This window comes from Gemmatimonadota bacterium (assembly GCA_041390105.1).
In the GTDB taxonomy this organism is placed as follows: Bacteria; Gemmatimonadota; Gemmatimonadetes; order Longimicrobiales; family Gaopeijiaceae; genus JAGQIF01.
In genome coordinates this window covers 955,483-978,518 of the sequence record JAWKQO010000001.1, presented here as the reverse complement: position 1 = coordinate 978,518, position 23,036 = coordinate 955,483, and the positions used below count along the sequence as shown (strand labels likewise).

At 69.3% G+C, this 23,036-nt stretch carries 20 protein-coding genes; 6 read left to right on the top strand and 14 right to left on the bottom strand.

Annotated elements, in window-relative coordinates:
• Window positions 1-40 precede the first annotated feature (40 nt).
• The 3 genes from R3E10_04400 to R3E10_04390 all read left to right on the top strand — a co-directional run bounded on the left by R3E10_04400 (window position 41) and on the right by R3E10_04390 (window position 4,905).
• Window positions 41-2,116, top strand: coding sequence for a chloride channel protein (locus R3E10_04400; GenBank protein MEZ4414973.1), 2,076 nt, complete (start codon window positions 41-43; stop codon window positions 2,114-2,116).
• A gap of 112 nt (window positions 2,117-2,228) precedes the next feature.
• The gene (ilvD, locus tag R3E10_04395) at window positions 2,229-3,899 is read left to right on the top strand and encodes a dihydroxy-acid dehydratase (GenBank protein MEZ4414972.1); all 1,671 of its coding nucleotides are present in this window, start codon (window positions 2,229-2,231) and stop codon (window positions 3,897-3,899) included.
• 73 nt (window positions 3,900-3,972) lie between these two features.
• Window positions 3,973-4,905 (top strand): ketopantoate reductase family protein, encoded by a 933-nt coding sequence (locus R3E10_04390; GenBank protein MEZ4414971.1) that lies wholly within the window; start codon window positions 3,973-3,975, stop codon window positions 4,903-4,905.
• A 52-nt stretch (window positions 4,906-4,957) separates the two neighbouring features.
• Here R3E10_04390 and R3E10_04385 read toward each other — a convergent pair whose 3' ends face one another.
• Genes R3E10_04385 through R3E10_04330 form a run of 12 tightly spaced genes read right to left on the bottom strand, consistent with a single transcriptional unit; the run spans window position 4,958 to window position 15,299 of the window.
• Window positions 4,958-5,158 carry a hypothetical protein gene (locus tag R3E10_04385; GenBank protein ID MEZ4414970.1) on the bottom strand — a complete coding sequence of 67 codons (201 nt, stop codon included), beginning with the start codon at window positions 5,156-5,158 and terminating at the stop codon, window positions 4,958-4,960.
• A 56-nt stretch (window positions 5,159-5,214) separates the two neighbouring features.
• The gene (gene hypE / locus R3E10_04380) at window positions 5,215-6,279 is read right to left on the bottom strand and encodes a hydrogenase expression/formation protein HypE (GenBank protein MEZ4414969.1); all 1,065 of its coding nucleotides are present in this window, start codon (window positions 6,277-6,279) and stop codon (window positions 5,215-5,217) included.
• Entirely contained in the window at window positions 6,276-7,385 is a 1,110-nt protein-coding gene (gene hypD / locus R3E10_04375; protein MEZ4414968.1) for a hydrogenase formation protein HypD, read from the bottom strand. The genes hypE and hypD overlap by 4 nt, the downstream gene beginning before the upstream one ends.
• Complete coding sequence (locus tag R3E10_04370) at window positions 7,382-7,681, bottom strand: HypC/HybG/HupF family hydrogenase formation chaperone (protein ID MEZ4414967.1); 300 nt, start codon at window positions 7,679-7,681, stop codon at window positions 7,382-7,384. The genes hypD and R3E10_04370 overlap by 4 nt, the downstream gene beginning before the upstream one ends.
• 4 nt (window positions 7,682-7,685) lie before the next feature.
• The gene (gene hypF / locus R3E10_04365; protein MEZ4414966.1) at window positions 7,686-10,004 is read right to left on the bottom strand and encodes a carbamoyltransferase HypF; all 2,319 of its coding nucleotides are present in this window, start codon (window positions 10,002-10,004) and stop codon (window positions 7,686-7,688) included.
• A 5-nt stretch (window positions 10,005-10,009) separates the two neighbouring features.
• On the bottom strand, window positions 10,010-10,684 hold the full coding sequence (hypB, locus tag R3E10_04360) for a hydrogenase nickel incorporation protein HypB (GenBank protein ID MEZ4414965.1): 675 nt from the start codon (window positions 10,682-10,684) through the stop codon (window positions 10,010-10,012).
• Window positions 10,665-10,925 carry a hydrogenase/urease maturation nickel metallochaperone HypA gene (locus R3E10_04355; protein MEZ4414964.1) on the bottom strand — a complete coding sequence of 87 codons (261 nt, stop codon included), beginning with the start codon at window positions 10,923-10,925 and terminating at the stop codon, window positions 10,665-10,667. The genes hypB and R3E10_04355 overlap by 20 nt, the downstream gene beginning before the upstream one ends.
• A 6-nt stretch (window positions 10,926-10,931) precedes the next feature.
• Entirely contained in the window at window positions 10,932-11,282 is a 351-nt protein-coding gene (locus R3E10_04350) for a cytochrome c (GenBank protein ID MEZ4414963.1), read from the bottom strand.
• Window positions 11,257-11,814 (bottom strand): HyaD/HybD family hydrogenase maturation endopeptidase, encoded by a 558-nt coding sequence (locus R3E10_04345; protein ID MEZ4414962.1) that lies wholly within the window; start codon window positions 11,812-11,814, stop codon window positions 11,257-11,259. Before R3E10_04345 ends, R3E10_04350 begins: the two co-directional genes overlap by 26 nt.
• Window positions 11,804-12,505 (bottom strand): Ni/Fe-hydrogenase, b-type cytochrome subunit, encoded by a 702-nt coding sequence (gene cybH / locus R3E10_04340; protein ID MEZ4414961.1) that lies wholly within the window; start codon window positions 12,503-12,505, stop codon window positions 11,804-11,806. The genes R3E10_04345 and cybH overlap by 11 nt, the downstream gene beginning before the upstream one ends.
• On the bottom strand, window positions 12,502-14,208 hold the full coding sequence (locus R3E10_04335; protein MEZ4414960.1) for a nickel-dependent hydrogenase large subunit: 1,707 nt from the start codon (window positions 14,206-14,208) through the stop codon (window positions 12,502-12,504). The genes cybH and R3E10_04335 overlap by 4 nt, the downstream gene beginning before the upstream one ends.
• Window positions 14,205-15,299, bottom strand: coding sequence for a hydrogenase small subunit (locus R3E10_04330; protein MEZ4414959.1), 1,095 nt, complete (start codon window positions 15,297-15,299; stop codon window positions 14,205-14,207). The genes R3E10_04335 and R3E10_04330 overlap by 4 nt, the downstream gene beginning before the upstream one ends.
• Before the next feature lie 326 nt (window positions 15,300-15,625).
• Here R3E10_04330 and R3E10_04325 point away from each other — a divergent pair, with 326 nt between their 5' ends.
• From R3E10_04325 to R3E10_04315, 3 genes are read left to right on the top strand one after another with little or no spacing between them, the layout of a single operon-like run.
• Window positions 15,626-17,794, top strand: a complete 2,169-nt coding sequence (locus R3E10_04325; GenBank protein MEZ4414958.1) for a response regulator — start codon at window positions 15,626-15,628, stop codon at window positions 17,792-17,794.
• A gap of 3 nt (window positions 17,795-17,797) precedes the next feature.
• Window positions 17,798-18,886, top strand: a complete 1,089-nt coding sequence (locus R3E10_04320) for a HEAT repeat domain-containing protein (protein MEZ4414957.1) — start codon at window positions 17,798-17,800, stop codon at window positions 18,884-18,886.
• Window positions 18,883-20,361, top strand: a complete 1,479-nt coding sequence (locus tag R3E10_04315) for a glycosyltransferase (GenBank protein ID MEZ4414956.1) — start codon at window positions 18,883-18,885, stop codon at window positions 20,359-20,361. The genes R3E10_04320 and R3E10_04315 overlap by 4 nt, the downstream gene beginning before the upstream one ends.
• Here R3E10_04315 and R3E10_04310 read toward each other — a convergent pair.
• Both R3E10_04310 and R3E10_04305 read right to left on the bottom strand, forming a co-directional pair.
• Window positions 20,322-21,737, bottom strand: a complete 1,416-nt coding sequence (locus R3E10_04310; protein MEZ4414955.1) for a tetratricopeptide repeat protein — start codon at window positions 21,735-21,737, stop codon at window positions 20,322-20,324. The genes R3E10_04315 and R3E10_04310 overlap by 40 nt on opposite strands.
• Window positions 21,737-22,921, bottom strand: coding sequence for a hypothetical protein (locus R3E10_04305; protein MEZ4414954.1), 1,185 nt, complete (start codon window positions 22,919-22,921; stop codon window positions 21,737-21,739). Before R3E10_04305 ends, R3E10_04310 begins: the two co-directional genes overlap by 1 nt.
• Window positions 22,922-23,036: the final 115 nt, after the last annotated feature.

Sequence of the window (23,036 nt, the reverse complement as noted above, 5' to 3'; positions counted from 1 at the left end):
TCCTTGGCCCCACGATGGACGAGCTCTCCCGCCGCGACGCATGAGCTTCCAGCCCCTCGACCGGCTGAGACAGCGCGTCGCGCACTCGGAGACCACCGCTCCCCTCCTCGTCGCGATCGCGGTGGGTCTTCTGGCCGGCTTCGGAGCCATCGTGCTCCGGGTGCTGATCGCCGGAGTCCAGTGGTTCTTCTTCGGGCAGGGACAACACCTGGGCGAGTGGCTGGGTCTGCCTCCCGCGCTGGCCAACCTCCACTACTTCCTGGCGCCCCCGCTCGGCATGGTGTTGGTCACGCTGCTGGTGCGGCGTTGGGCGCCGGAGGCGCGTGGGCACGGCGTGCCCGAGGTCCAATACGCGGTGCGCATGCGCGGCGGTCGCATCCGGCCGCGGGTGGCCGTGGCCAAGGCGCTGGCCAGCGCCATCTCCATCGGGTCGGGGGGATCCGTGGGGCGCGAGGGGCCGATCGTCCAGATCGGGTCGGCGTTGGGCAGCTCGGTCGGCCAGCTCCTGGGCGTCACGCCAGAACAGCTCCGCGTGCTGGTGGCGTGCGGCGCCGCGGGTGCCATCGGCGCCACCTTCAACGCACCCATCGCGGGGACGATCTTCGGGCTCGAGGTCATCCTGACCAGCTTCGTGGCTCGCTCGTTCGGCCTGGTGGTGATCTCGGCCGTCACCGCCACAGCCGTCTCGCAGGCGGCCCTTGGCCGGGAGCCCGCCTTCCATCTGGTCGAGACGTTCACGCTGGTGAGCGACTGGGAATTCGTGCTCTACCTGCTGCTGGGCGTCCTGCTGGGCGTGGTGGCGACCGCTTACGTGCGTAGCGTCTACTGGTTCGAGGACGCCTTCGAGCGCTGGCAACGGGGCCCGGTCTTCAAGGCCATCGTGGGCGGGCTCGCCGTCGGCGCCATGGGGTTCTTCGGGAGCGCACACATCTTCGGGGTGGGGCACGAGGGCGTCGAGCTCGCACTGCTGGGCAGCTTGACCACGGGCCTCATGCTTTCCCTGGTGGCGCTCAAGATCCTGGCCACGTCCATCACACTGGGCGCGGGTGGCTCGGGGGGTGTGTTCGCGCCGGCGCTGTTCATCGGCGCGATGGGCGGCGGCGCGTTCGGGCGTTTGGTGAACGCCTGGCTTCCGTTGCAGACGGCGCCCGCGGGGGCCTATGCGTTGGTGGGCATGGGAGCCCTGTTCGCGGCCGCGGCCCACGCGCCCATGACGGGGATCATCATCCTCTTCGAGATGACCGACAACTACGAGATCATCCTCCCCCTCATGTTCTCGGTGGTGGTGGCCTATCTGATCTCCTCACGCGTCCATCCCGACTCCATCTACTCCCTGAAGCTGCGACGGCGTGGGGCGCTCACCCCGGCGGGTGGAGCGTCCAGCGTGCTCGACCTGGTTCTGGTCGAAGACACCATGAGCCGTCAGTTCGAGACGCTCTCACCGGCCTTGACGCTGGAAGAGATGGCGCGCTTCGCGCGCTCGCGGCGGACGCGCAGCTGGCCGGTGGTCGACGACCAGCAGCGCTTGATCGGCATCATCACCGACACGGATCTCGAGCAGGCGGTGCTGGCGGGGGAGATGGAAGGCAGGACGGTGGGAGACGTGATGACCCGCACGGTGCTCTCCTGCGAGCCGGGCGACACGCTGCGCGTGGCCTTCCGACTGTTCGCGCAGGCGGACGTCCAGCAGATCCCGGTGGTCGAAGACGCCAGTGGACGGGCAGTGGTGGGCGTGCTGCGCCGCCATGACATGATGTGGGCGTATCAGGAGCTCAGCGAGGAGCACCGCAAGCTGTTAGAGCGGGCCGGCGGCTCTCTGCACGTACAGGGCAGCGCCTCGGTGCAGATCGAAGTGCACGTGCCTCCGGTCGATCAGGGAGGACGGAGCCGCCTCATTCGCCATCTGCGGCTGCCTCCCCAGTGCCTGGTGGTGCTGCTGCGGCGGGCCGACCGCGTCATCGTGCCGGGGGGGGATACCATGGCCGAACCGGGGGACACGCTGGTGGTGCTCACCACCGAGGCCCACGAGCCGGAGCTGCGGGGCTGGGCCGAGCGTTGGGACCAGCGCCAGGAACGGCGGCGCGAGCGTCTGGAGCGCCTGCAGGGCACCCGCTGAGGGATGCCGCCCGAGCGGGCGGGTCCCTGGTTTGAGGGTCGTCCATCGGTCGGCTACTTTTCCGGGGCGTCTTTCGTGCCCATGGAGTCCCCGCGTGCCTGATTCCGGTTCCATGCTCAACCGCTACAGTCGTCGGCTGACCCAGGAGCCGTCGCAAGCTGCCTCGCAGGCGATGCTCTACGCCACGGGTCTGACTCCAGGCGACCTGGACAAAGCTCAGATCGGCATCGCCTCCATGTGGTGGGAGGGCAACCCCTGCAACATGCACCTGCTCGATCTCGCCGGCGCGGTGTCGGAGGGCGTGCGAGCCGCTGGCATGGTGCCCATGCGCTTCAACACCATCGGCGTCAGCGACGGGATCTCGATGGGTACGGCGGGCATGAGCTACTCGCTTCCGTCGCGTGATCTGATCGCCGATTCGATCGAGACGGTGATGGGGGCACAGTGGTACGACGGCACCGTGTGCGTGCCGGGGTGCGACAAGAACATGCCGGGCTCGCTGATGGCCATGGCCCGCCTGAACCGTCCCGGTCTGATGGTCTACGGCGGCACCATCCGGGCGGGTCGGCTGGATGGGCAGCCCATCGACATCGTCAGTGCGTTCGAGAGCTATGGAAAGCGGATCGCCGGCGCGCTGGACGAGGCCGGGTTCCAGCGCGTGGTGCGCAGTGCCTGCCCGGGAGCAGGTGCCTGCGGTGGCATGTACACGGCCAACACCATGGCCGCGGCAGCGGAAGCCCTGGGGATGACCTTGCCGTACAGCTCCTGCACGCCCGCCACCGATCCCGCCAAGCTGGAGGAGTGTCGCGCGGCCGGAAGCGCACTGCGGTCGCTGCTGGAAGTGGACCTGCGGCCGCGCGACATCCTCACCCGCGCGGCCTTCGAGAACGCGATGGTGGTGGTGATGGCGCTCGGCGGTTCCACCAACGCCGTGCTGCACCTGCTCGCCATCGCCCAGGCGGCCGGCGTCGAGCTGACCCTCGACGACTTCCAACGCGTCAGTGACCGCACGCCCTATCTCGCGGACCTCAAGCCGAGCGGACGCTACGTCATGGAGGATCTGCATCGGGCGGGCGGTACACCGGGTGTGCTCAAGCTGCTGCTGCAGGCCGGCATGCTGGATGGCGACTGCCGCACCGTGACGGGGAAGACCCTGGCGGAGAACCTGGCGGCGCTCCCCGCTCTCGGCGAAGGGCAGGACGTCATTCGCCCCCTGGCACGGCCCCTGAAGGCGACGGGGCATATCCGCATCCTCAGAGGGTCGTTGGCGCCCGAAGGCGCGGTGGCCAAGATCACCGGGAAGGAGGGCACCCGGTTCGTCGGGCCCGCACGCGTGTTCGATCGTGAAGAAGCGGCACTGGGCGCCCTGGAGCGCGGTGAAGTGGCAGCGGGCAGCGTTGTGATCGTGCGCTACGAGGGGCCCAAGGGCGGTCCCGGGATGCCGGAGATGCTCACGTTGACGTCGGCGATCATGGGGGCGGGGCTGGGCCCTGCGGTGGCGCTGGTCACCGACGGCCGCTTTTCAGGGGGTAGCCACGGATTCGTGGTCGGTCACGTCTCCCCGGAGGCACAGGTCGGGGGCGCCATTGCCCTGGTGCAGGACGGCGACGAGATCGTTGTCGACGCGGAGGCGGATCGGATCGAGTGGAACGTGCCGGAGGCTGAACAGGAGCGGCGGCGCAGCGTCTGGGTCGCGCCGCCGCTCCCCGTGTCGGGGGGGGCGCTGCTCAAGTATGTGCGGGCGGTCTCCTCCGCCTCGCTGGGCTGCGTGACCGACCGATGAGTGTCGGAACGCATGGAAGCGTCAGGGGCGCGACGCGCCGGAACAGGCGATGCGCAGCGGCCGGAGGTGACGCATGAAGTTCGTGGTGCTGGGTGCGGGCGGCCTGGGCGGCTATCTGGGTGCCGCACTGTTGAGGGCGGGGCACGACGTGCAACTGGTCACGCGCGGCCAGCACCTCGAGGTCATCCGCCGGGACGGGCTGCATGTGCGCGAGCCGACGGGCGGGTATCTGGTACGCATCCCCTGCGCAGCCTCCGGGCTGGACGTGGAGCGGCCTGACGTCGTGCTGGTGACGGTCAAGACCTACGCGCTGGACGGCGTTGCACCCCAGGTGCACTACCTGGCGGAGCAGGGGGCATTGGTGGTCCCCCTCCTGAACGGTGTCGATGCCGTGGAGCGGCTCGAAGCCATGGGGGTGCGCAGCGATCGCCTCCTGGCGGGTTTGGCCTATGTGACCGCCTTTCGCACCGGTCCCGGCGTCATCGAGCGGAAAGGCGAGCACGGCCGCATCGTGCTGAGTCCGCCGGGTCCGGTGGGTGGAGCGGCGTCGGCAACTCTGGTCACGCCGATCGCCCGAGCGTTGGAAAGCGCCGGGCTGGTCGTCGAGGTCTCTTCCGACATCCGCATGGAACTCTGGCGCAAGATGGCAGTGGTGTGCACGCTGGCCGCACTCTGTGGGCCCAGTGGATCAACGTTGGGACCCCTACGCGCGCACCCTGCCGGTGACCGGCTGCAACGCGCCGCGGTGGCGGAGGTCCTGCAGGTGGCCCGCGCCCTCGGCGTGCCGTTGGACTCGGAGGAGGAGTCGCGCGTGGCCGCGGTGCTCGACGCGTTTCCCGACGGGTTCTACCCGAGTCTTCTGCACGACCTGGCCACGGGCATTCCCACCGAGATCGACGCCCTCAACGGGACGGTGTCCCGACTCGGACGAGTGCACGAAGTGCCCACGCCCGTGCACGATTTGACGACCGTGGCGATCCAGCTGCGCGAGGCGCGCGGCAGGTAGTCCGATGCGGGGCGGCGGCCTGCCCGGCGTCGGCCTGTTCGCAGGTCCCGCCTCAGCGGTTCCCGAGTCGGTCCCGCGCCACGGCCGCCAGCAGAATCGCCAGAGCCGTTGCGCCCAGGGCACCCGCGACAGAGAGGGTCGGCTCGTGGACATGGGGTCCCGCGCCGGGATGTGCCCAGAGCGGCAGTGCGTCGGCAGCGAACAACGCTCCGATCAGTCCAGCCAGGCGCCCCAGTGGGCTCGTTCTCGTCATGGTTCCTCCTTGGAAAGTCTCGTCCGAGGCGGGGCGAGGCCCGCCGAGAAAGCAGGTCAACAGATCCGTGGAAGTTGATCTCCTGGAAGGAGATCGACGATCCGACTTCCACCGAGTCCGGTGCGGAGCACCACCAGGCCCGGGTGTCGGTCCACCGCCCGTCCCACGAGCTGGGCCTGCTGCCCGAGCGGGTGGCTGCGCAGCGCCGCCAGCGCCCGCTCGCCATGCTCCGCGTCGACGATGGCGACCAGCACGCCCTCGTTGGCGACGTACAGCGGGTCCAGGCCCAGCATCTCGCAGGCAGCCGCCACCGGCTCGGGTAGGACCGCGTCGATCCCCTCCAGCTCGAAGCCCACGCCAGAGGCCCGTGCGATCTCGTTGAGCGCGCTGGCGAGGCCCCCCCGCGTCGGGTCCCGAAGGGCGTGCACGCCCGATCCGCAGCGTTCCCGCAGCAGAACGACCAACGGGTGCAGGGAGGCGCTGTCGCTCTCCACGTCCACCTCGAAGCCGATCTCGCCGCGCGCGGCCATCACGGCGATACCATGGCAACCGAGCGGGCCGCTCACGAGGACGGCGTCGCCGGGATGCACCTCATCGGGCCTGGGGTGGAAGGTGTGATGCAGGAACCCGATGCCGGTGGTGTTGATGAACATCCCGTCCGCCTTGCCCCGCTCCACCACCTTCGTGTCTCCCGTCACGAGTTGCACGCCTGCCTTGGCGACGGCGTCTTGCATGCTGTCCAGCACACGATCCAGCACGTCGAAGGGAAGTCCTTCCTCCAGGACGAAGCCTGCGGCCAGATAGAGCGGATCGGCGCCCATCATGGCCACGTCGTTGAGCGTGCCATGCACGGCCAGCGTACCGATGTTGCCCCCCGGGAACTCGAGGGGGGAGACCACGAACGTATCCGTGGAGACGACGAGGTCCGGACTCTGGGCCCGCACGGCCGCGCCATCTCCGAGCAGCGATAGCGCCGCGTTGGCGAAGCGCGGCAGGAAGCGCTCGGCGAGCAGTTGGCCGCTCATCTTCCCGCCGGAGCCGTGCCCCAGTTGCACACGCTCCCGGTCCGGGATGGGCGTGGGGCAGGAGACACCGGTTCGCGACAGCGTCTGCGTGCTCATGCGGTCACCTCCGTAGGAGACTGGAAGCGCTGGAAGTTGTAGTAGGCGGCGCAGGCGCCCTCGGAGGAGACCATGGGTGCACCCAGCGGGCGCTCCGGTGTGCAGTCTGTACCGAACGCAGGACACTGGTGGGGCTTCAGCCGCCCGCGCAGGACCTCGCCCGCATGGCAGGCCTCGGGTTCCGTGGCGCGGATGCCGGCAAGATCGAACTTCCGCTCGGCGTCGTAGTCGGCGAACTCCGCCTTGAGGCCCAGGCCGGAGCCGGGGATGGTGCCGATGCCCCGCCATTGACGATCGACCAGCTCGAAGACACGCGCCACCAGAGTCTGCGCGGGGCGGTTTCCGCCGCGTCGCACCGAACGCGCGTACTGGTTCTCGACCTGGTGACGGCCCTCCTCCAGCTGCATGACCGTCATCTGGATGCCCTCGAGGATGTCCAGAGGCTCGAACCCGGTGACGACGATGGGCACCTGGTAACGCGCAGCCAACGGCTCGTACTCCATCCAGCCCATGACCGTGCACACGTGGCCGGCAGCCAGGAAGCCCTGGACGCGGTTGTCGGGTGCGGTCAGGATCGCCTCGATCGCGGGCGGCACGGTCACGTGGGAGACCAGCACGCTGAAGTTGCGGATCCCGAGCTCCCGTGCGCGCCAGACGGCCATGGCGTTGGCCGGCGCCGTGGTCTCGAAACCGACCGCGAAGAAGACCACCTCCCGTTCGGGGTTGTTCAGGGCCAGCTCCAGCGCGTCGAGCGGTGAGTAGACCACCCGCACCTGGCCCCCCCGGGCGCGCACCTGCAGGAGGTCGCACTCGCTGCCGGGCACGCGCAGCATGTCTCCGAACGAAGTGAACACGACGTCGGGGCGGGCCGCCAGCGCCAAGGCGCGGTCGATCTGCTCGAGCGGTGTCACGCATACGGGGCAACCGGGACCGTGGATCATCTCCACCGCGCCCGACAGCACCTCGTTGATTCCCTGGCGGACGATCGTGTGGGTCTGACCGCCACAGACTTCCATGAGCACCCACTCCTGCGTGGCGGTGCGCTGGATGCGGTCCACCAGCTTGCGGGCAAGGAGCGGGTCGCGGTACTCGCTCAGGTACTTCACCTTCCGCCTCCGTCCTCGAGGCTTCCCAGTCCCTGCTCGGCCACCTCGCGCATCCAGGACAGCTCGTCCAGCTCGCTCATCTCCTTCAGCGCTTCAAAGGTTCGGCGCGCTTCCTCTTCGTCCACCTTGGAGATGGCGAAGCCCACGTGGACGATGGCGTAGTCGCCCACTTCCACGTGATCGGCCACGTAGGCCAGGCACACCTCGCGGCGCACACCGCCGAAGTCCACCGTGCCCATGGGCAGACCCGCGTCCTCGTGGATCTCGGTGATCCGTCCCGGTATTCCCAGACACATGGTTTCAGGTCTCCTCGTGCAGGCGGGCGGCCGCCACCACGGCCTGGCCGTAGCTGATGGCGCCGTCGTTGGGACCCAGTCGAAGGGGGAGCAGGGGCATCAGGGAGCGCTCCAGCAGCTGCGTCACCAGGGCGTCGCGTAGCCGCTGGTTGAGGAAGACCCCGCCGCCCAGGGCCACGCGCCGCGTCCCGTGGCGGTGGCAGGCCCGCTCGGCGAGCTCCGCGGCCGTGGTGGCCACCGCGTCGTGGAACGACGCTGCGAGGCCGAGGAGGGAGGCGCCTTTCGCCCGGGACTCGCCGAGGGCCACCAGCAGCGGGAGGGGGTCCATCCACCAACCCTCCTCGGTCTCGACCAACGGGAAGGGCAGCGCTTCGCTCGCGGGGCGCGCGCCCGCCAGCGCCTCGAGCTCCATGGGAGCCTGCGCCTCGTACTCGGCGACGCGCCGCACGCCGAGGACGGCAGCGGCCGCGTCGAAGAGCCGGCCCATGGACGACGCTTGAGGGGCGTTGAGTCCCGTCTCGATCTGCCGTTGCGCCGCGGCCAGCGCACGGGGTTCGATCCCCCGGAACGCACGTTCGAAGGCCGGTGCATGGTGGGGTGCCAGGGATCGGTAGCCCAGGGCAGTGCGCCACGGCTCGCGGGCCGCCCGGTCGCCGCCGGGAAGCGGTGCGTAGCGCAACGCGCCCAACCGCCGGAACTCCGTGAGCGTGCACAGGAGGCACTCCGCGCCCCAGACCGCTCCGTCTTCTCCGTAGCCCGTGCCGTCGAAGGCCAGTCCGACGACGGGCTCGTCCAGTCCGTGCTCACCCATCACGGCCGCGATGTGGGCGTGATGGTGCTGCACCGGGCGCAGGACCTCCAGGCCCTCGCGCTCCGCCACGTCCAGCGCGACCCGGGTCGACAGGTATCCCGGGTGCAGATCGTGCACCACGGCCTCGGGACCGATCTGGAAGAGGGAGCGGTAGCGCGCCAGCGCCTCCGAGTAGTGATCGAGCGTCTCGATGTTCTCCAGGTCCCCGATGTGTTGGCTGGGAAAGACGCGTTGCCGCTCGGCCAGGGCGAACGTGTTCTTCAGGTGCGCACCCACGGCCAGAAGGGGGCGGGGCGTCGCCCGGGGGAGGGGAAGCGGGAGCGGCGCATACCCGCGCGCGCGACGAACGACGATGGGCACGTCGCCCGACGGCACCACGACCGAGTCGTCGTAGCGCGAGACGATCTCGCGATCGTGAAGGAGGAACGCGTCGGCGACCCCGTCGAGACGCCGCCGTGCCTCGGCGTTCTGGATGGCGATCGGCTCTTCGGAGAGGTTGCCACTGGTCATCACCAGCGGACGCGCGCAGCTCTCCAGCAGCAGTACGTGCAGCGGCGTATAGGCCACCATCACGCCGATGCGTCCCAAGCCGGGTGCCACTCCAGGCGCGATCGCGGAGTCGGGGAGAAGCGGAAGGAGCACGATCGGGCGTTCCGGCGACTCCAGCAGGTCCGCGGCGTGGGAGTCCACCAACGCGATCCTGCGGGCCGCGTCCACCGAAGGCACCATGATCGCCAGCGGCTTGCCCTCGCGGTGCTTGCGTCGCCGCAGGCGTCGAACGGCTGAGCGCTGGGTGGCATCGACAGCCAGGTGAAAGCCGCCCAGGCCGCGCAGGGCCACGATCTCGCCTGCCAGCAGAGACCCAGCCGCGGCGGCCAGGGCCGCGTCGCTGCCTGAGACCATGCGGCCATCGCTGGCCTCGAACCAGAGACCGGGACCGCAGCTGGGACACGAGTTCGTTTCCGAGTGGTAACGCCGATCCGACGGTGACTCGTACTCGGTGCGGCACTCGGGACACTGCCGGAACGCGGCCATGCTGGTGCGCGCACGGTCGTACGGCATGCGTTCGATCACCGTGTAGCGCGGCCCACAGTCCGTGCAGGTGATGAACGCGTACCGGTATCGGCGATTGGAGGGGTCCCTGAGCTCCGACAGACACGTGGCACAGACGGCCACGTCCGGGGAGACCGGGAGCGCCTCGGCGCCCGTCTCCGCGCTGAGGTCGATGCGGAAGCCGAGAGACGGTCCGGCGAGCGCGTCTGACACCTCGACGGTGTCGATTCGCGCGATGGGCGGCGCGTCGCGCTCGAGGCCGCGCAGGAACGAGGACGCCGCCTCGGCATCCCCCTCGATGTGGATGCGGACCTCACCGGACTCGTTGCGCACCCATCCGCGCAGGTGGTGGCGCACGGCCAGGCGATGGATGAACGGTCGGAATCCCACGCCCTGCACGACGCCACGCACGTGGATGTCCAGGGAGACCGGCTCCCCCTCGTGTGCGAGCGCGCTCATCGAAGCTAGCCGACCAAGGCGCCCCGCCGGACGCGCGAGCGCAGCAGGTCGAACCAGGGCTCCAGTCCCTCTCCGTGGAACGCCGAGAGCGTCAAGACGGTGAGATCCGGGTTGATCTCATAGAGGGACTGCCGGGCGCGCTCGAGATCGAACGGGACCCAGGGCAGGAGATCGGCCTTGGTAAGCACCGCCACAGAGGCGTTCTGGAACATCTTCGGATACTTGAGCGGCTTGTCTTCGCCCTCGGTGACGGCGAACAGCACCACCTTCTCGTCCTCGCCCAGATCCCAGCTGGCCGGACAGACCAGGTTGCCCACGTTCTCGATGAAGAGCAGATCGGTGTCGTCGAGGTCGATGTGGTCCAGCGCGTCCGAGACCTGGCTCGCATCGAGGTGGCAGGCACCACCGGTCACCACGGCCTGAACCAGACGCGAGGTGTGGGCGGCCACCCGTTGCGCGTCGTTGTCCGTCTGGACATCCCCGGCGACCACGGCGAAGCGCACCTCATGTCCCAACTCGGACAAGGTGCGCTCCAGCAGGGTCGTCTTCCCGGAGCCCGGTGAGGAGACCAGGTTCAACGCCGCAACCCGGTGACGAGCCAAGCGCGCCCTCACCTCCCGAGCGAGCTCGTCGTTTCGCGCCATCACCCGCTCGCGCACCTCAATGCGTCGGACGGTCATCGCTTACCTCCAGATAGGTGACCCGCAGATCGTCTCCGGCGGTCCGCTCGATGGTGGCGTGCGCTCGCCCGAAGGGGGGATGGCCGAGCAGCGTGTCGAGGCAGAATGCCAGGTTGGAGATCTCGATCCCGCTCTCGGTTCCCACCTCCAGGCCCACTTCGAGCACGTCCGGAAGCACCGCCGCACCGACCTGTTCCTCGGCGATGCGGCAGATCTCCAGGGCCAGACTCAGCTCGTGCACGGCTTCCTACGCTCCCCGCTCGGCGACGCTCAGAACGTACGTGGTCAGATCCCACCGATCGTCGTCGCTCAACGATCGCCACGACGGCATGGACGTGCCGGGCAGTCCATCCCGAAGCACTCGGAAGACGTGGGTGGCATCTGTGCCCGCACGCCAGCGTGGATCGGTCAGATCCCGGGGTGGGGCGGACAGGTCCGCCCGACGCAGCCCCCGTCCGTCCGCCGCCTCGCCGTGGCAGAGCGCGCAGTGCTCCAGGAAGAGCGCGCGTCCATGTGTGCGCGCCTCCTCGCTCGCGAGGCGATCCGTGGGCACGCGCACGTCCCCCTCGCCGCTACAAGCCCAGGAGAACCCGATCATCAGCAGCACGGAACTCCGGGTTCTTCGCATTCCCTCCCTCGGAGAACGGGTAGCCGATGGCGGCCGCCTCGCGCACCACTCGCCGGACCAACTCGGGGAGTGCCGCCTGAACTGGTTCGGAGAGCCCCACCCGCAGCTCCACCGTGGCGGGCACCACCCCGGCGAGGCGCAGCACCGGTGGGCAGCGCCCGAGCAGGCGCAGCGCATCGAAGAGGTCTGCGACACCCACCTGGTGCACTGACAGCCGCTCACGGGCGGCATCGGTGACGTCGTCCTCCCGAAGCATCAGGACCGTACCGGGAGGCGCGTCCGCGGCAACGGCGTCCAACAGGATCAGGGCGTCGGCATCGGCGACGTGCGACAGGAGCGACAAGCCCAGCGTGCCCCCGTCCAGCACCTGGACGCCAGCGGGTGGCGTGTAACGTTCCGTGAGCAGGCGCAAAGCAGCCACGCCCAACCCATCGTCGCCGCAGAGAACGTTGCCGAGGCCGACCACTCGCAGTCCGCCGACTCTGTTCGTGCTAGACGTCATGGGCTCCCCCCGGGGGCACCGACTTGTATCCCGTGACGATGGATTCGAGCGTGTTGTTGGCCTCCACGGTCGAGACCTCGACCGCGCTCCAGATGTGATGGGCCGCGAACCCCAGCAGGAGCCACATGGCCACGTGGTGGATCAGATGCAAGCGCTGGAGGCCTCCCAGCATGGGACCGACGAACAGAAACGCCCGGAACGACGATCCCACCGGTGCGTAGGCGGCGTACATCCCGAGCCCGGTGAGGATCATCACCAGGTACAGCCCGAACACGGCGAGGTAGGCCATGCCCGCCAGGGGGTTGTGACCCAGGTTCGGCGGGGGCTCTCGATCCAGGAACAAGTAGAAGCGGAGCATTCCGCTGATGTCTCTGCGGCGCTCACGGCGCGTGGGGATGAACTGATCCCAGCGCGCATAGCGGTTGCCGCGGAACATCCACACGATCCGGCTCAGCACAGCCAAGGAGAAGACGATGGCCGCATAGAAGTGCACGACCCGGACCGTTCCCATGATGAAGTGATCACGGGCCTCTCCAGACGCCAGGGACAACGGCGTACCGATGAAGATGCCCGTCACGGCCAGGACCAGCATCGACCCGACGATGAGCCAGTGGGTGAGGCGGACGGGCGCCTCCCACACGTAGACCCTGCGTCCCGCCGTCTCCGCCATCGGCTGCGCGATCGCGTTCATCGGACTCTCACCCTCGCCCGGGTGCCGCCGCCTCGATCGAAGACGTGCACTCCGCAGGCGATACAGGGATCGAAGGAGTGGACGGTGCGCAGGATCTCGATGGGCCGGTCGGGGTCGGCGACCGGCGTGCCGACGAGTGCCGCTTCATAGGGACCACGAACACCGTTGTGATCGCGGGGTCCGGCATTCCAGGTGCTGGGTACGATGCACTGGTAGTTGGCGATGCGTCCGTCCCGGATGTGCACCCAGTGGCCCAGCGATCCGCGTGGCGCTTCATGGAGTCCCGCTCCGGAGCACTCCGCTGGCCAGCTCGCCGGATCCCACTTGGCGTTGTCGGCGATCCGCAGGTCGCCGCTTCCCATGTTCGTGGCCAGGGCATCGATCCACTCGGGGAGCTTCTCCGCCAGCACCTGCGTCTCGATGCCGCGGGCAGCGACACGACCCAGCGTCGAGAACAGGGCTTCGGGGCCCACCCCCAGCTGACCCAGTACGGCACCCACCAACTCCCGGACACGGGGTTGTCCCGCCCCGTAGGCGACGAGCATACGGGAGAGCGGTCCGACCTCCATGGCCTCGCCATCGTACCTCGGAGCTTTGAGCCAGGAGTACTTGTTTCCCGTGTCGAGCAGCTCGTACGGAGGTTGCGGGCCGGTATAGCGCGGGGCGGTTTCGCCGTCGAAGGGGTGGAGCGCAACGTCGTCTCCACCTTCGTATTCGTACCAGGAGTGTGTGACCGACTCCGTGATGCGCGACGGATCGAGCGGCTCGACGGTGCCCAGGTTCCGTGCGCGGATGATCCCGGAAGGCAGGTATTGCGCAGCCCCCGGTCCGTCGCCTTCAGGGTACTCGCCGTAGGACATGTAGTTGCCGACACCGGCCCCGATGCCGGCCCAGTCCTTGTAGAAGGACGCGACGGCCAGCAGGTCGGGGACATAGACCTGCGTGACGAACTGCAGCGCTTCGGCGGCCAGACTCTGCATCTGCCCCACCGACGTCATGTTGATGGACGCCTGCTCGTTGGGGTCGACCGGGCTGGCCATCCCGCCCACGAGAAAGTTCTGCAGGTGTGGGTTCTTCCCACCCAGGATCGCGTGGATCTTGATGACCTCACGCTGCCAATCGAGCGCTTCCAGGTAGTGCGCCACGGCCATGAGATTGGCTTCGGGTGGGAGCCGGTAGGACGGATGCCCCCAGTACGCGTTCCCGAACGGTCCGAGCTGACCGCGATCGACGAAGGCCTGCAACCGCTCCTGGATCCCGCGGAAGTAGTCGGTGCTCGACAGCTTCCAGTCGGAGATGGACTGCGCCAGCGTCGACGTGCGAGCCGGGTCGGCCGACAGCGCCGAGACGATATCCACCCAGTCCAACGCGTGCAGATGGTAGAAATGCACCACGTGATCCTGGATCATCTGGGTGGCCATGATGATCTGGCGAAGCAGGCGGGCATTGGGCGGCGGCTCGGCCCCGATGGCGTTCTCCACCGCGCGGATGGAGGCGATGGCATGCACGGTGGTGCACACGCCGCAGATGCGCTGGGCGAAGGCCCAGGCGTCGCGAGGATCACGGCCGCGCAGGATCAGCTCGATGCCCCGGAACATGGTGGCGGACGACCATGCGTCCTGCACAGACCCTCGGTCCACCTCGGCTTCGATGCGCAGGTGGCCCTCGATGCGGGTCACCGGGTCGACGACGACGCGCGTCATTGCTCACCTCCCTCGTGCTGAGCGGATGCGACCGACTGCTTGCGCTTCGTGATCTGTACCAGGGCGTGGGCGCCGAAGGCGGCGGCGACGCCGAGCGTGCCCCAGAACCCCACCTTGTCGATCGGGGTTTGCAGGCCGAAGCCCGGCACGCCGGGTAGGTGGGCATAGAACGGAGTCATCTTGTCCCAGAAGTCGGGCTCCGCGCAGCCCAGGCAGGGGTGACCGCATCCGATCGGCCAGTTCGTGCCCTCGTTCCAACCCACTTCGGGGCAGTTCTGATAGCACACCGGTCCTTTGCAGCCGACCTTGTAGAGGCAGTAGCCCTTGCGGTGTCCCGGATCTCCCCACTCCTCCACGTATTGGCCCGCGTCGAAGTGGGCTCGGCGTTCGCAGTTGTCGTGGATCGTCTTGCCGTACGCGAAGAGCGGGCGGCGATGGCTGTCCAGCGGAGGCCAGCGCTGATAGGTCAGGTAGTAGAGCACCAGGGCGGCCAGGTTGGCGGCGTTGGTGGGGCAGGCGGGCAGATTGATCAGGTTGCGCACACCTGGGACCGCGTCGGCCACGCTCAGTGCACCGGTGGGATTGGGGGCGGCAGCGGGCAATCCACCGAACGCCGCGCAGGTGCCCACCGCGATCGTCGCTTCGGCGTTGGCGCACACGCTGCGCACGATGTCCAGGGCCGAGCGGCCGCCGATGGTGCAGTAGGCACCTCCGGCGCCCGTCGGAATCGAGCCCTCCACGACGACGAGGTATCCTTCACCTTCGGCGACACCGGCCAGCGCCGCTTCGGCCTGGTGGCCGGCCGCGGCCATGATGGTCTCGTGATAGTCGACGGAGAGAGTGTCCAGCAGGATATCCGCGGTCGAGGGGCGCGCAGCGCGGAGGAAGGACTCGGTGTTGCCCGCGCAATCCTGGAACTCCAGCCAGACGAGCGTCGGCTTCCGCCCCGTCTCCAGCGCCTGTACCAGATCGCCGGCGGCGGAGCGGGGAAGCATGAGGATGGTCGCGACGCCGCCGCAGAATTCGAGAAACTCGCGCCGGGACACGCCCCTGCGCTCGAGCTCCCGCCCAAGCCAATCCACGCTCGCCATGCTCGCGCCTCCTGCGGGCCGGTCTGGTGCCGGAAACGCCGGACGACTCTGACGGGACGGGACGGGACCCGCGCCTCCCCGTGCCGCTGGATGCTTGACCAAGATCCGGCCAACTCCGCGGCGCCGGATGTAGGAGAGGGAACGCGGGTTTCGGTGGGGAAATCCCCCCGGATCCCGGGGCTGCCGGGCCGGTGACTCCACGGGGCGGACCTCGCTGCGGGAAGGGGCGGGCCCTGGATTCGACCCCGCGACGACAACCCTGGGGAGAGACGGCCGATACTCCCGGGGGAGGGGCGCCGCGCCGGTGCCCGCCTGAACCGAGAGCAATGCCGTCTACACTGTCTGTCGAGTCCGCCACTCCGCCCCGGGCGGCGCCGGCGACCCACCGGGATGCCCCCCGGCAGGTTGCGCTGCTGCCGGCGTCGAGCCCCGAGGCGCGTCGGCTCCTGGAGGCGGGAATCGAGTCGCCCCCCACCGGGGAGGATCTCAGGGTCCTGCTCAGCCCGGACGCGCGCCCGGGTCTCGATGTGGGGCCAGGAACTCGAGTGGGGGTGTGGCCCGTCAACGACGGCCCCCGCAATCGCGCCGCCTTCGAGCGACTGCGACCCGGCGCCGTGGTCCTCCTTTGCCAGGCGGGGCGCGTTTCGCAGGCCCACACCCTCCTCGTGCGCGACCCAGGCCTCGATCGTGGCCGACTCCTGGGGGAGAAGACCGCTCGCGGCCCCGGTCTGGTTCTGGCCCTGGGCGGCCCGGTCGACCGCGCCTACGCGGAGATCCGCGACGCCCTGGACCGAGGGCCCGTCTCGGGCCCCTCCGGCCTGCTCCTCGTGGAAGGCGAGGCTGCCGAGAAGGTGTTGGCACTCGTGCCCACCCCACCTCGCTCCCCCACCGTCGTCGCGCCTCCTGCAACTCCCCCCGAGAGCGGTCAGCCACTTCCAGCGCGCGTCCCGGAGCCGCTTTCCGCGGCAGACGGGGCCGACCCCATGGATCGGTGGTTCCGCCAGGGCCTGGTGGCGCAACGCGATGCGCTGCGGACCGCGCTCCAGGTGGCTCGCACCGGACGGGCGGGTGACGTCGATTCCCTGCGACGCTTGTCCGCAGCCCTGTCGCGGAAGATCGCGGGGCGCTTCCCCGAGCTGGCCGAGGTGGCGGGCGCTCTCGCGCGCCTGGAGGACGCGGCCCTGCTCGGGGCCGCCGAGGACCTGATCCGACGAGTGGAAGCAGAGCTCGAGCCCAAGATCGACGACCCCGTCACCATCCTGGTCGTCGAGGACGACGCCACGACCGTGGTGCTGACGCGTGCCATCCTCGACGCTCCCGGACGCCGGGTGCTGGTCGCGTCCACCAAGGCCGAGGCCGATCGGTTGCTCGGGATGGAGCGCATCGATCTGGTGATCCTCGACCAGAAGTTGCCGGACGCGGACGGGCGCGACCTTCTGGTCGAGCTTCGGGCCCGGCCCGTCACGTCGGGCGTTCCGGTGATCGTGGTTTCGGGGGCCACGGGCCCCCAGCCCCAGACCGAGGGGTTCGCCCTCGGCGCCGATGCCTACCTGACCAAGCCGGTGCACCCGGCGGTTCTCTCGTCGTTGGCGGGTGCCTTCCTCCTACGGGCGGCGCAGATCCGTGATCAGGCGCTGCGCGATCCACTGACCGGTTTGCGCACCCGTAGCGTGTTCGTGAGCGCGCTGGCGGACAGCTGGCGAGCCCTGGTGCGCAAGGGGGAACCGCTCACGCTGGCCCTGCTGGACGTAGACCGCTTCCGGGCCCTGAACGACTTCCACGGTCGGGACGTCGGGGATGCCGTGCTGCGGCTCCTCGGTCAACGCCTCTCCTCCACGCTGCGCCGCTCCGATCTGGTGGCGCGCTGGGGCGACGATGCGTTCGCGGTCGCGTTTCCGCACACGGATCTGCAGGCGGCGCGCGTCGCCATCGAGAAGATCCAGACGGCGCTGGCCGAGCAGCCCGACGGGACCCGTGTCCCTCCGATCACCTGCTCCGTGGGGATGGTGGCGCTGGAGTCGGCCGAGAGTCTCGAGGACGGCATCATGAGCGCGGAGCGGCGACTGGTCTCTGCGGCCCGCGCTTCGGGCGCTGGGGTGGTGTGGACGGACGATCCGACCAGGCCGGTGCAGGCTACGGTACTTCTGGTCGAGGACGACCAGCTCACGGCCCGCCTCATCTCCGAGCGCCTCACCCGGGACGGCCTCAACGTGGTTCATTTCGGCGACGGGCTCGACGCGCTGGAGGTGACTCCGACGCTCGGGGCTGCCGCCATCATCCTCGACGTGGCCACGCCCGGAACCGACGGGTTCGGGTTGCTCCGCAAGCTCCGCGAGACGGCCACCTTCGCTCACGTGCCCATCATGATGCTGACCATGGAGCGCGAGGCACAGGTGTCCAGAGCGTTTTCCATGGGAGCCACCGACACGTTGAGGAAGCCGTTCTCGCTTGCCGAACTGTCTCTCCGTGTGCAGCGGCTGATCACGGGAGGCTGATCCATGCGCCCGCTCGTCTGGCTTGGTGCGGTGTCGCGCGCGGTGGCGCCTTCCTTGTCGTTTCTGGCGGTCGTCACCCTGGTGCTGGTCCTGGTCGCCTTGGGTTGCGCGCTCCTGGCGCTCGCGTACCGACGCAGCGCCCGTCGGATGCTCGAGCGACGCAGGACGCTGACGGCCGAATGGGACCCGTGCATCGTCTCGGCGCTGGTGGGTGACGGAACGGAGGACGCGCGGGCGCTGATCGATTCGGTACACCCAGGGGATCGCCTGCTCTTCGTGGGCAATCTGCTGCGCTTCGCACGGCGCCTGGCGGGCGAGGATCGTGAGCGCATACGCGCCCTGGCCCTCCCCCTGCTTCCGGTGGTGGCGGAGCGTACCACCCGCCGGTCGGCGCCCGTTCGCGCACGGGCCATCCAGACGCTGGGCGAGCTGGGTTGGCCCGAGTACACCGCGCAGGTGCTGCGGGCGCTCGACGACGAAGCGCCACTGGTGACGATGATGGCAGTGCAGACGCTGTGTCGGCCCCAGGGCGCCGAGCACCTGCCTGCGGTCATTGCCCGCCTCCACCGTCTGTTGGACTGGACCCCGCGTTTCCTGGCCTCCACGCTGGCGGCGGTGGGCCCGGCGGGAGCGCCGGCGCTGCGCGCCGCGCTCGAGGATGACGCGCGCGACGCCCAGGTGCGCACGGCCGCAGCCGAGGCGCTCCGCCAGCTCAACGATTTCGAGGCTGCCTCCAGCGCCGCCCGCATCCTGGCGGTCGAACGCGACCGCGAGGTACTGGCGGCCTGTCTGCGTCTGCTGGGGCAGGTGGGAAGCTCGGATCACCTGGACATCGTGATGCGCTGTGCCAGTGATGCCGACTTTGTGGTGCGCGTGGCCGCCGCGGACGCGCTGGCGGCTTTGGGCGGACCCGCGGAGTTGGAGACCCTCAAGCGCATGGTCTACGACGATCCCTCCCAATGGGTGGCGCTGCGTGCGGCCCGCAGCCTGCTCCAGGCCGGCTGGCGGGCGGAGCTGCGAGCCCTGGCGTTGTCCAGCCACGCGCGGGCGGCCATCGGCTCCCAGGTGCTTGCCGAGGGGAGCCCGCGATGACGGATGTGCTCCTTCCGTTGGTCGAGACGTTCAATCTCTTCGTCCTCGTCTACTTCGGTCTGATCAACGCGGTCTACGGCTGGATGGCCGTGTTGGCGGTGCGCACGCTGGCCCGCTACGTCCCCAGCCTGGGCACCTTCTCCGCATTGGAGCCCACGCTCATCTCTGCCGCTCCCCCCATTACGGTCTTCGCCCCGGCCTACAACGAAGAGGCCACGTGCGTCGAGTCGGTTCGGTCACTCCTGGCGCTGGACTATCCCGAGCACGAGATCCTGGTGGTCAACGATGGCTCCAATGACCACACGTTGGACCGACTCAAGGAGGCCTTCGACCTGGTCCCCGGGGTGCGGGCACGCACGGCCCAGATCCCGACGGCGAAGGTGCGTGGGCTGTTCTCCAGTCGCCTCCATCCGAATCTCTGGGTGCTGGACAAGGAGAACGGAGGAAAGGCTGACGCGCTGAACGCCGCGGTCAACCACTGCGTGACGCCACTGTTCTGCGCGATGGACGCCGACAGTCTTCTGGAACGCGATGCCCTGATGCGCATCGTCCGTCCCTTCCTCGAGGATGGCACCACCGTCGCGGCAGGGGGGATGATCCGGGTGGCCAACGGATGCAAGCTGAAGGGCGGCATCATCACCGACGTGCGGCTCCCCAGGTCGCGACTCGCGCGCTTCCAGGTGCTGGAGTACCTGCGGGCCTTCCTGGTGGGTCGGGTGGGCTGGGCGTCGGCGAACGCCTCGTTGGTGATCTCGGGCGCGTTCGGACTCTTCAAGCGACTCACGGTGGTCGGCGCGGGCGGGTACGCGAGTCGCTTCACCGGCGGAGAGACCGTGGGAGAGGACATGGAGCTGGTGGTGCGCCTCAAGCGCCACTGCCAGGAGTCCGGGGTGCCCTGCCGCATCGCGTTCGCACCGGATGCGGTCGCCTGGACGGAGGTGCCCGAGGATCTACGGACGCTGGGCCGCCAACGCGACCGCTGGCAGCGGGGGCTCTACGAGAGCCTCGTCCGACACCGCGCCCTCCTGCTGAACCCACGTTACGGCTTCACCGGCCTGGTCGCCTTCCCCCACTTCTTCTTCCTCGAGATGGTGGGTCCGGTCGTCGAGGTGTTGGGCTATGCCTCGTTCGCCCTCACGCTCCTCATGGGATGGACGGTGTCCTGGTACGTGGGGCTGTTCTTCCTGATGGCGGTGGCGTTGGGCGCCCTCGTGTCCCTCCTGGCCGTGACGCTGGAGGAATACGCATTCCATCGCTACCTGCGGATCCGCGACGTGCTCTCGTTGTTCCTTCTGGCCGTAGCGGAGAACTTCGGCTACCGCCAGCTCACCGTGTACTGGCGCTTCCGGGGGCTGCTGCGCCTCATGAAGGGAAGCGCGGACTGGGGCAAGATGCAGCGCCGCGGCTTCGACGCCGAGCCGACGACTCGACTACCTCAGAAGACCCAGCTTCCCGCGACACCGATCGAGGTGTAGCGGTACGACCCTCGGCCCCCAGAGAGCCGGAGTGCATCGGATCGCGTCCAGACTCCGGTCAGCACGATCTCGCGCCCTGGCGCCAGGCGGTAGCCGGCATCCAGCGCCACGCGAGGCGCGAAGCTCACTCCGTCCTGCAGCGCGCTCGCCTGCGCACCGACCGCCCCCTCCAGCCGCCCCCGCCAGGGGCCGGTGGTGCGGCTGGTGGCGACTGGAATCTCGGCCAGGAGGAAGTGGCTCGGATCGAAGTACCCGTCGCGCAGATCTTCCGAGAAGCCGAAGCCGCGCGCGATCACGCCGGACTCCCAACGCTCCCCGAAGGTCCGGCGCACGCGGGTGCCCACCGTCCACTGCCGGTTCGACTCGGTGCCACGGTAGCGTGCGAGGGACGAGGTCGTCGCGAGCGACCAGACGCCGGAGGTCCAGGCGGCATCGAGGCCCGCTTCGTCCGCGTGTACCCCGCGCTCGATGAGGGTGCTCGTGTAGTGTCGCGGGCTGCGCGCCAACCGCACGGTCAGCTGCAGTGGCGTCGCCACCGGCGTCGCGACTGCGACGTCGAAGTCGGCCGCGACCGCCTGGCCCAGGACGCTCGTCTCGTTCGCGCCCACGCCTCCGCGAAGGCGCCAGCCCGAGGGAAGCGTCACGGCGCTGGTGAGATGGTAGGCAGCCGCCCGCCGATCGCGGTCGATTCCGAACGAGGTGCTACGAAGGTAGCTCTGCCACCCCAGCCGGATCCGGGCGTTCACCGGCAGGGCCCCTCCCAACGAGAAGGTGGTGACGTGGTTGTCGTCCGAGTCTCCTTCGTGCGTGATGCGTCCCTGAACCGTCGCGCCCAGCGTGGCCCGGTTCCAGCCTGCTTCTTCGCGCGCCGCGTTGTCCGCGGGGTCCAGGGCGAGCGCGCGCTGCAGGAGCGGCTGGGCAGCCCAGGGGTCTCCTTGCCAACGCAGCACGCGGGCCCGACCGACCAGTGCCTCGACGTCGTCCGGCTGTTGCTCGAGCACGGTGCGCCAGTGTCGCTCGGAGGCGGCGATGCGGCCGCTGCGGCCTTCGAGTCTGGCCAGACCCTTTCGAGCGTCGCCGTGGGTGGGATCGAGCAGCAGGGCCCGTTCGAGCAGCAGGCGGGCCTGTGCCAAGCGGTCCGCCCGCAGCTCCACGTAGGCAAGTCCGACGGTGGCGTCGACGTCGTCGGGACAGACGGCCAGTACTTCGCTGAAGGTTGCACGAGCACTCGCGAGGTCTGCGTCTCGCAACGCGCGCCAGCCTGCCTCGTTCTGGACGGCCTCCGGACATGGAGGGGTCCGCGCGGAGACCAGCGCTGGCGACAGCATGCCCAACCCGGCGAGCAGGGTGGGTGTGAGTCGGAGTGCGGCAGGCATCAGTTGTCGAACTCCACGATGGTGAGCCCCGCCAAGCCGGTGGCAACGAAGAGGAGGTCGCCCTTCACCTCCACGAAGTTGGCGGAGCCGCTCAGATCGATTCGGCCCACGATGTGGAAGTCGGGGGCGGCTCCGCCCAGGCGATCCAGATCGCGCGTGGCCTGCGCCATCCAAAGACCGCCCTCGCCATTGGCGACGAACAAGAGGTCCTTGTACCAGGCCAACCCGTTGGAGACGGAGATGCCGGGTCCCGGTGGCGCGGCGAGGCGCTCGAGCACCTGGCCGGTCGCCACGTTCGCGACCACGACCCCGCCGTCGCCCGCCGCCGCAAAGGCCAGGTCGCCCACGAGAAACAGGGACGACTTGGCGTTGGGTGTGTTGGCGCCACCGAGCGGGATGTCGCGCAGGACCCTTCGCGCACCGCGGTCGTAGACGCGGAGCAGGCCGGGCGTGCCCCGCATGGCCACGAAGTAGGCGTCGTTGACATCGACGGCGCGCGCGTCGGCGAGCGCGTCGGAGAACACCGGCCGCAGCGCACCGTCGAAGACGGTGACGTGCCCATTGGAACCCGAGGTGGTGAAGACCTCGCCCCCGAACGCACGCACCCCCGTGCCGGCGAAGCTGGAGAGCTCGACCCTGGCCGTGCTGATCAGGCTCTTGGCGCCGTTGTCGACCGACATCACCTCCAGCACAGCCGGCGAGCGGAACGACTCATCCGCGGTGGCGGTGGCCAGGTAGAGGCTGCCGCCGGACAGATCCACCGATGAGATCTCGGAGTCGTACAGGAGCGCCTGCGCACGCAGCCGCGGCTCTTCGCCGTTCAGTTGATCGAAGACATCCACGCCGCCACGGAAGACATCGCCGCGGACGTTGTAGCCGACGAACGCCCGCGAGCCGTCCCGCACGAGGTGGGAGGCCTGCAGTTGAACGCCGGCCACCACCGGGGGACTCACCCGCGCGATCTGTTTCATCTTGTAGCCGGCGGCGCCACCCCCCTGGGCATCAGCTGCGGCCACGACCGGAAGCTCCTCGCCGCCCAGATAGGTCACCCTGGCCTCCAGGGCCACGGTGTCCTCGACCACGTCGAGGTGCTCCCAGAGGGTCGGATCGAGAGGCTGCTGCTCGAGGCAGGCGCCCAGCGCCAGGCCGAGCGCCAGCGCTGCGATGATGGGACGGGGCGTCATGTCCTCCTCCATGGGGCGATACGCTTGGCCCCAGGGGAGCAACCGGTGTGCCAGTTAGACTGTTGCGGGGGTGCTACGCGGCCCTGCGCCGCCGGGTGGAGGGAGCCTGGCGGCG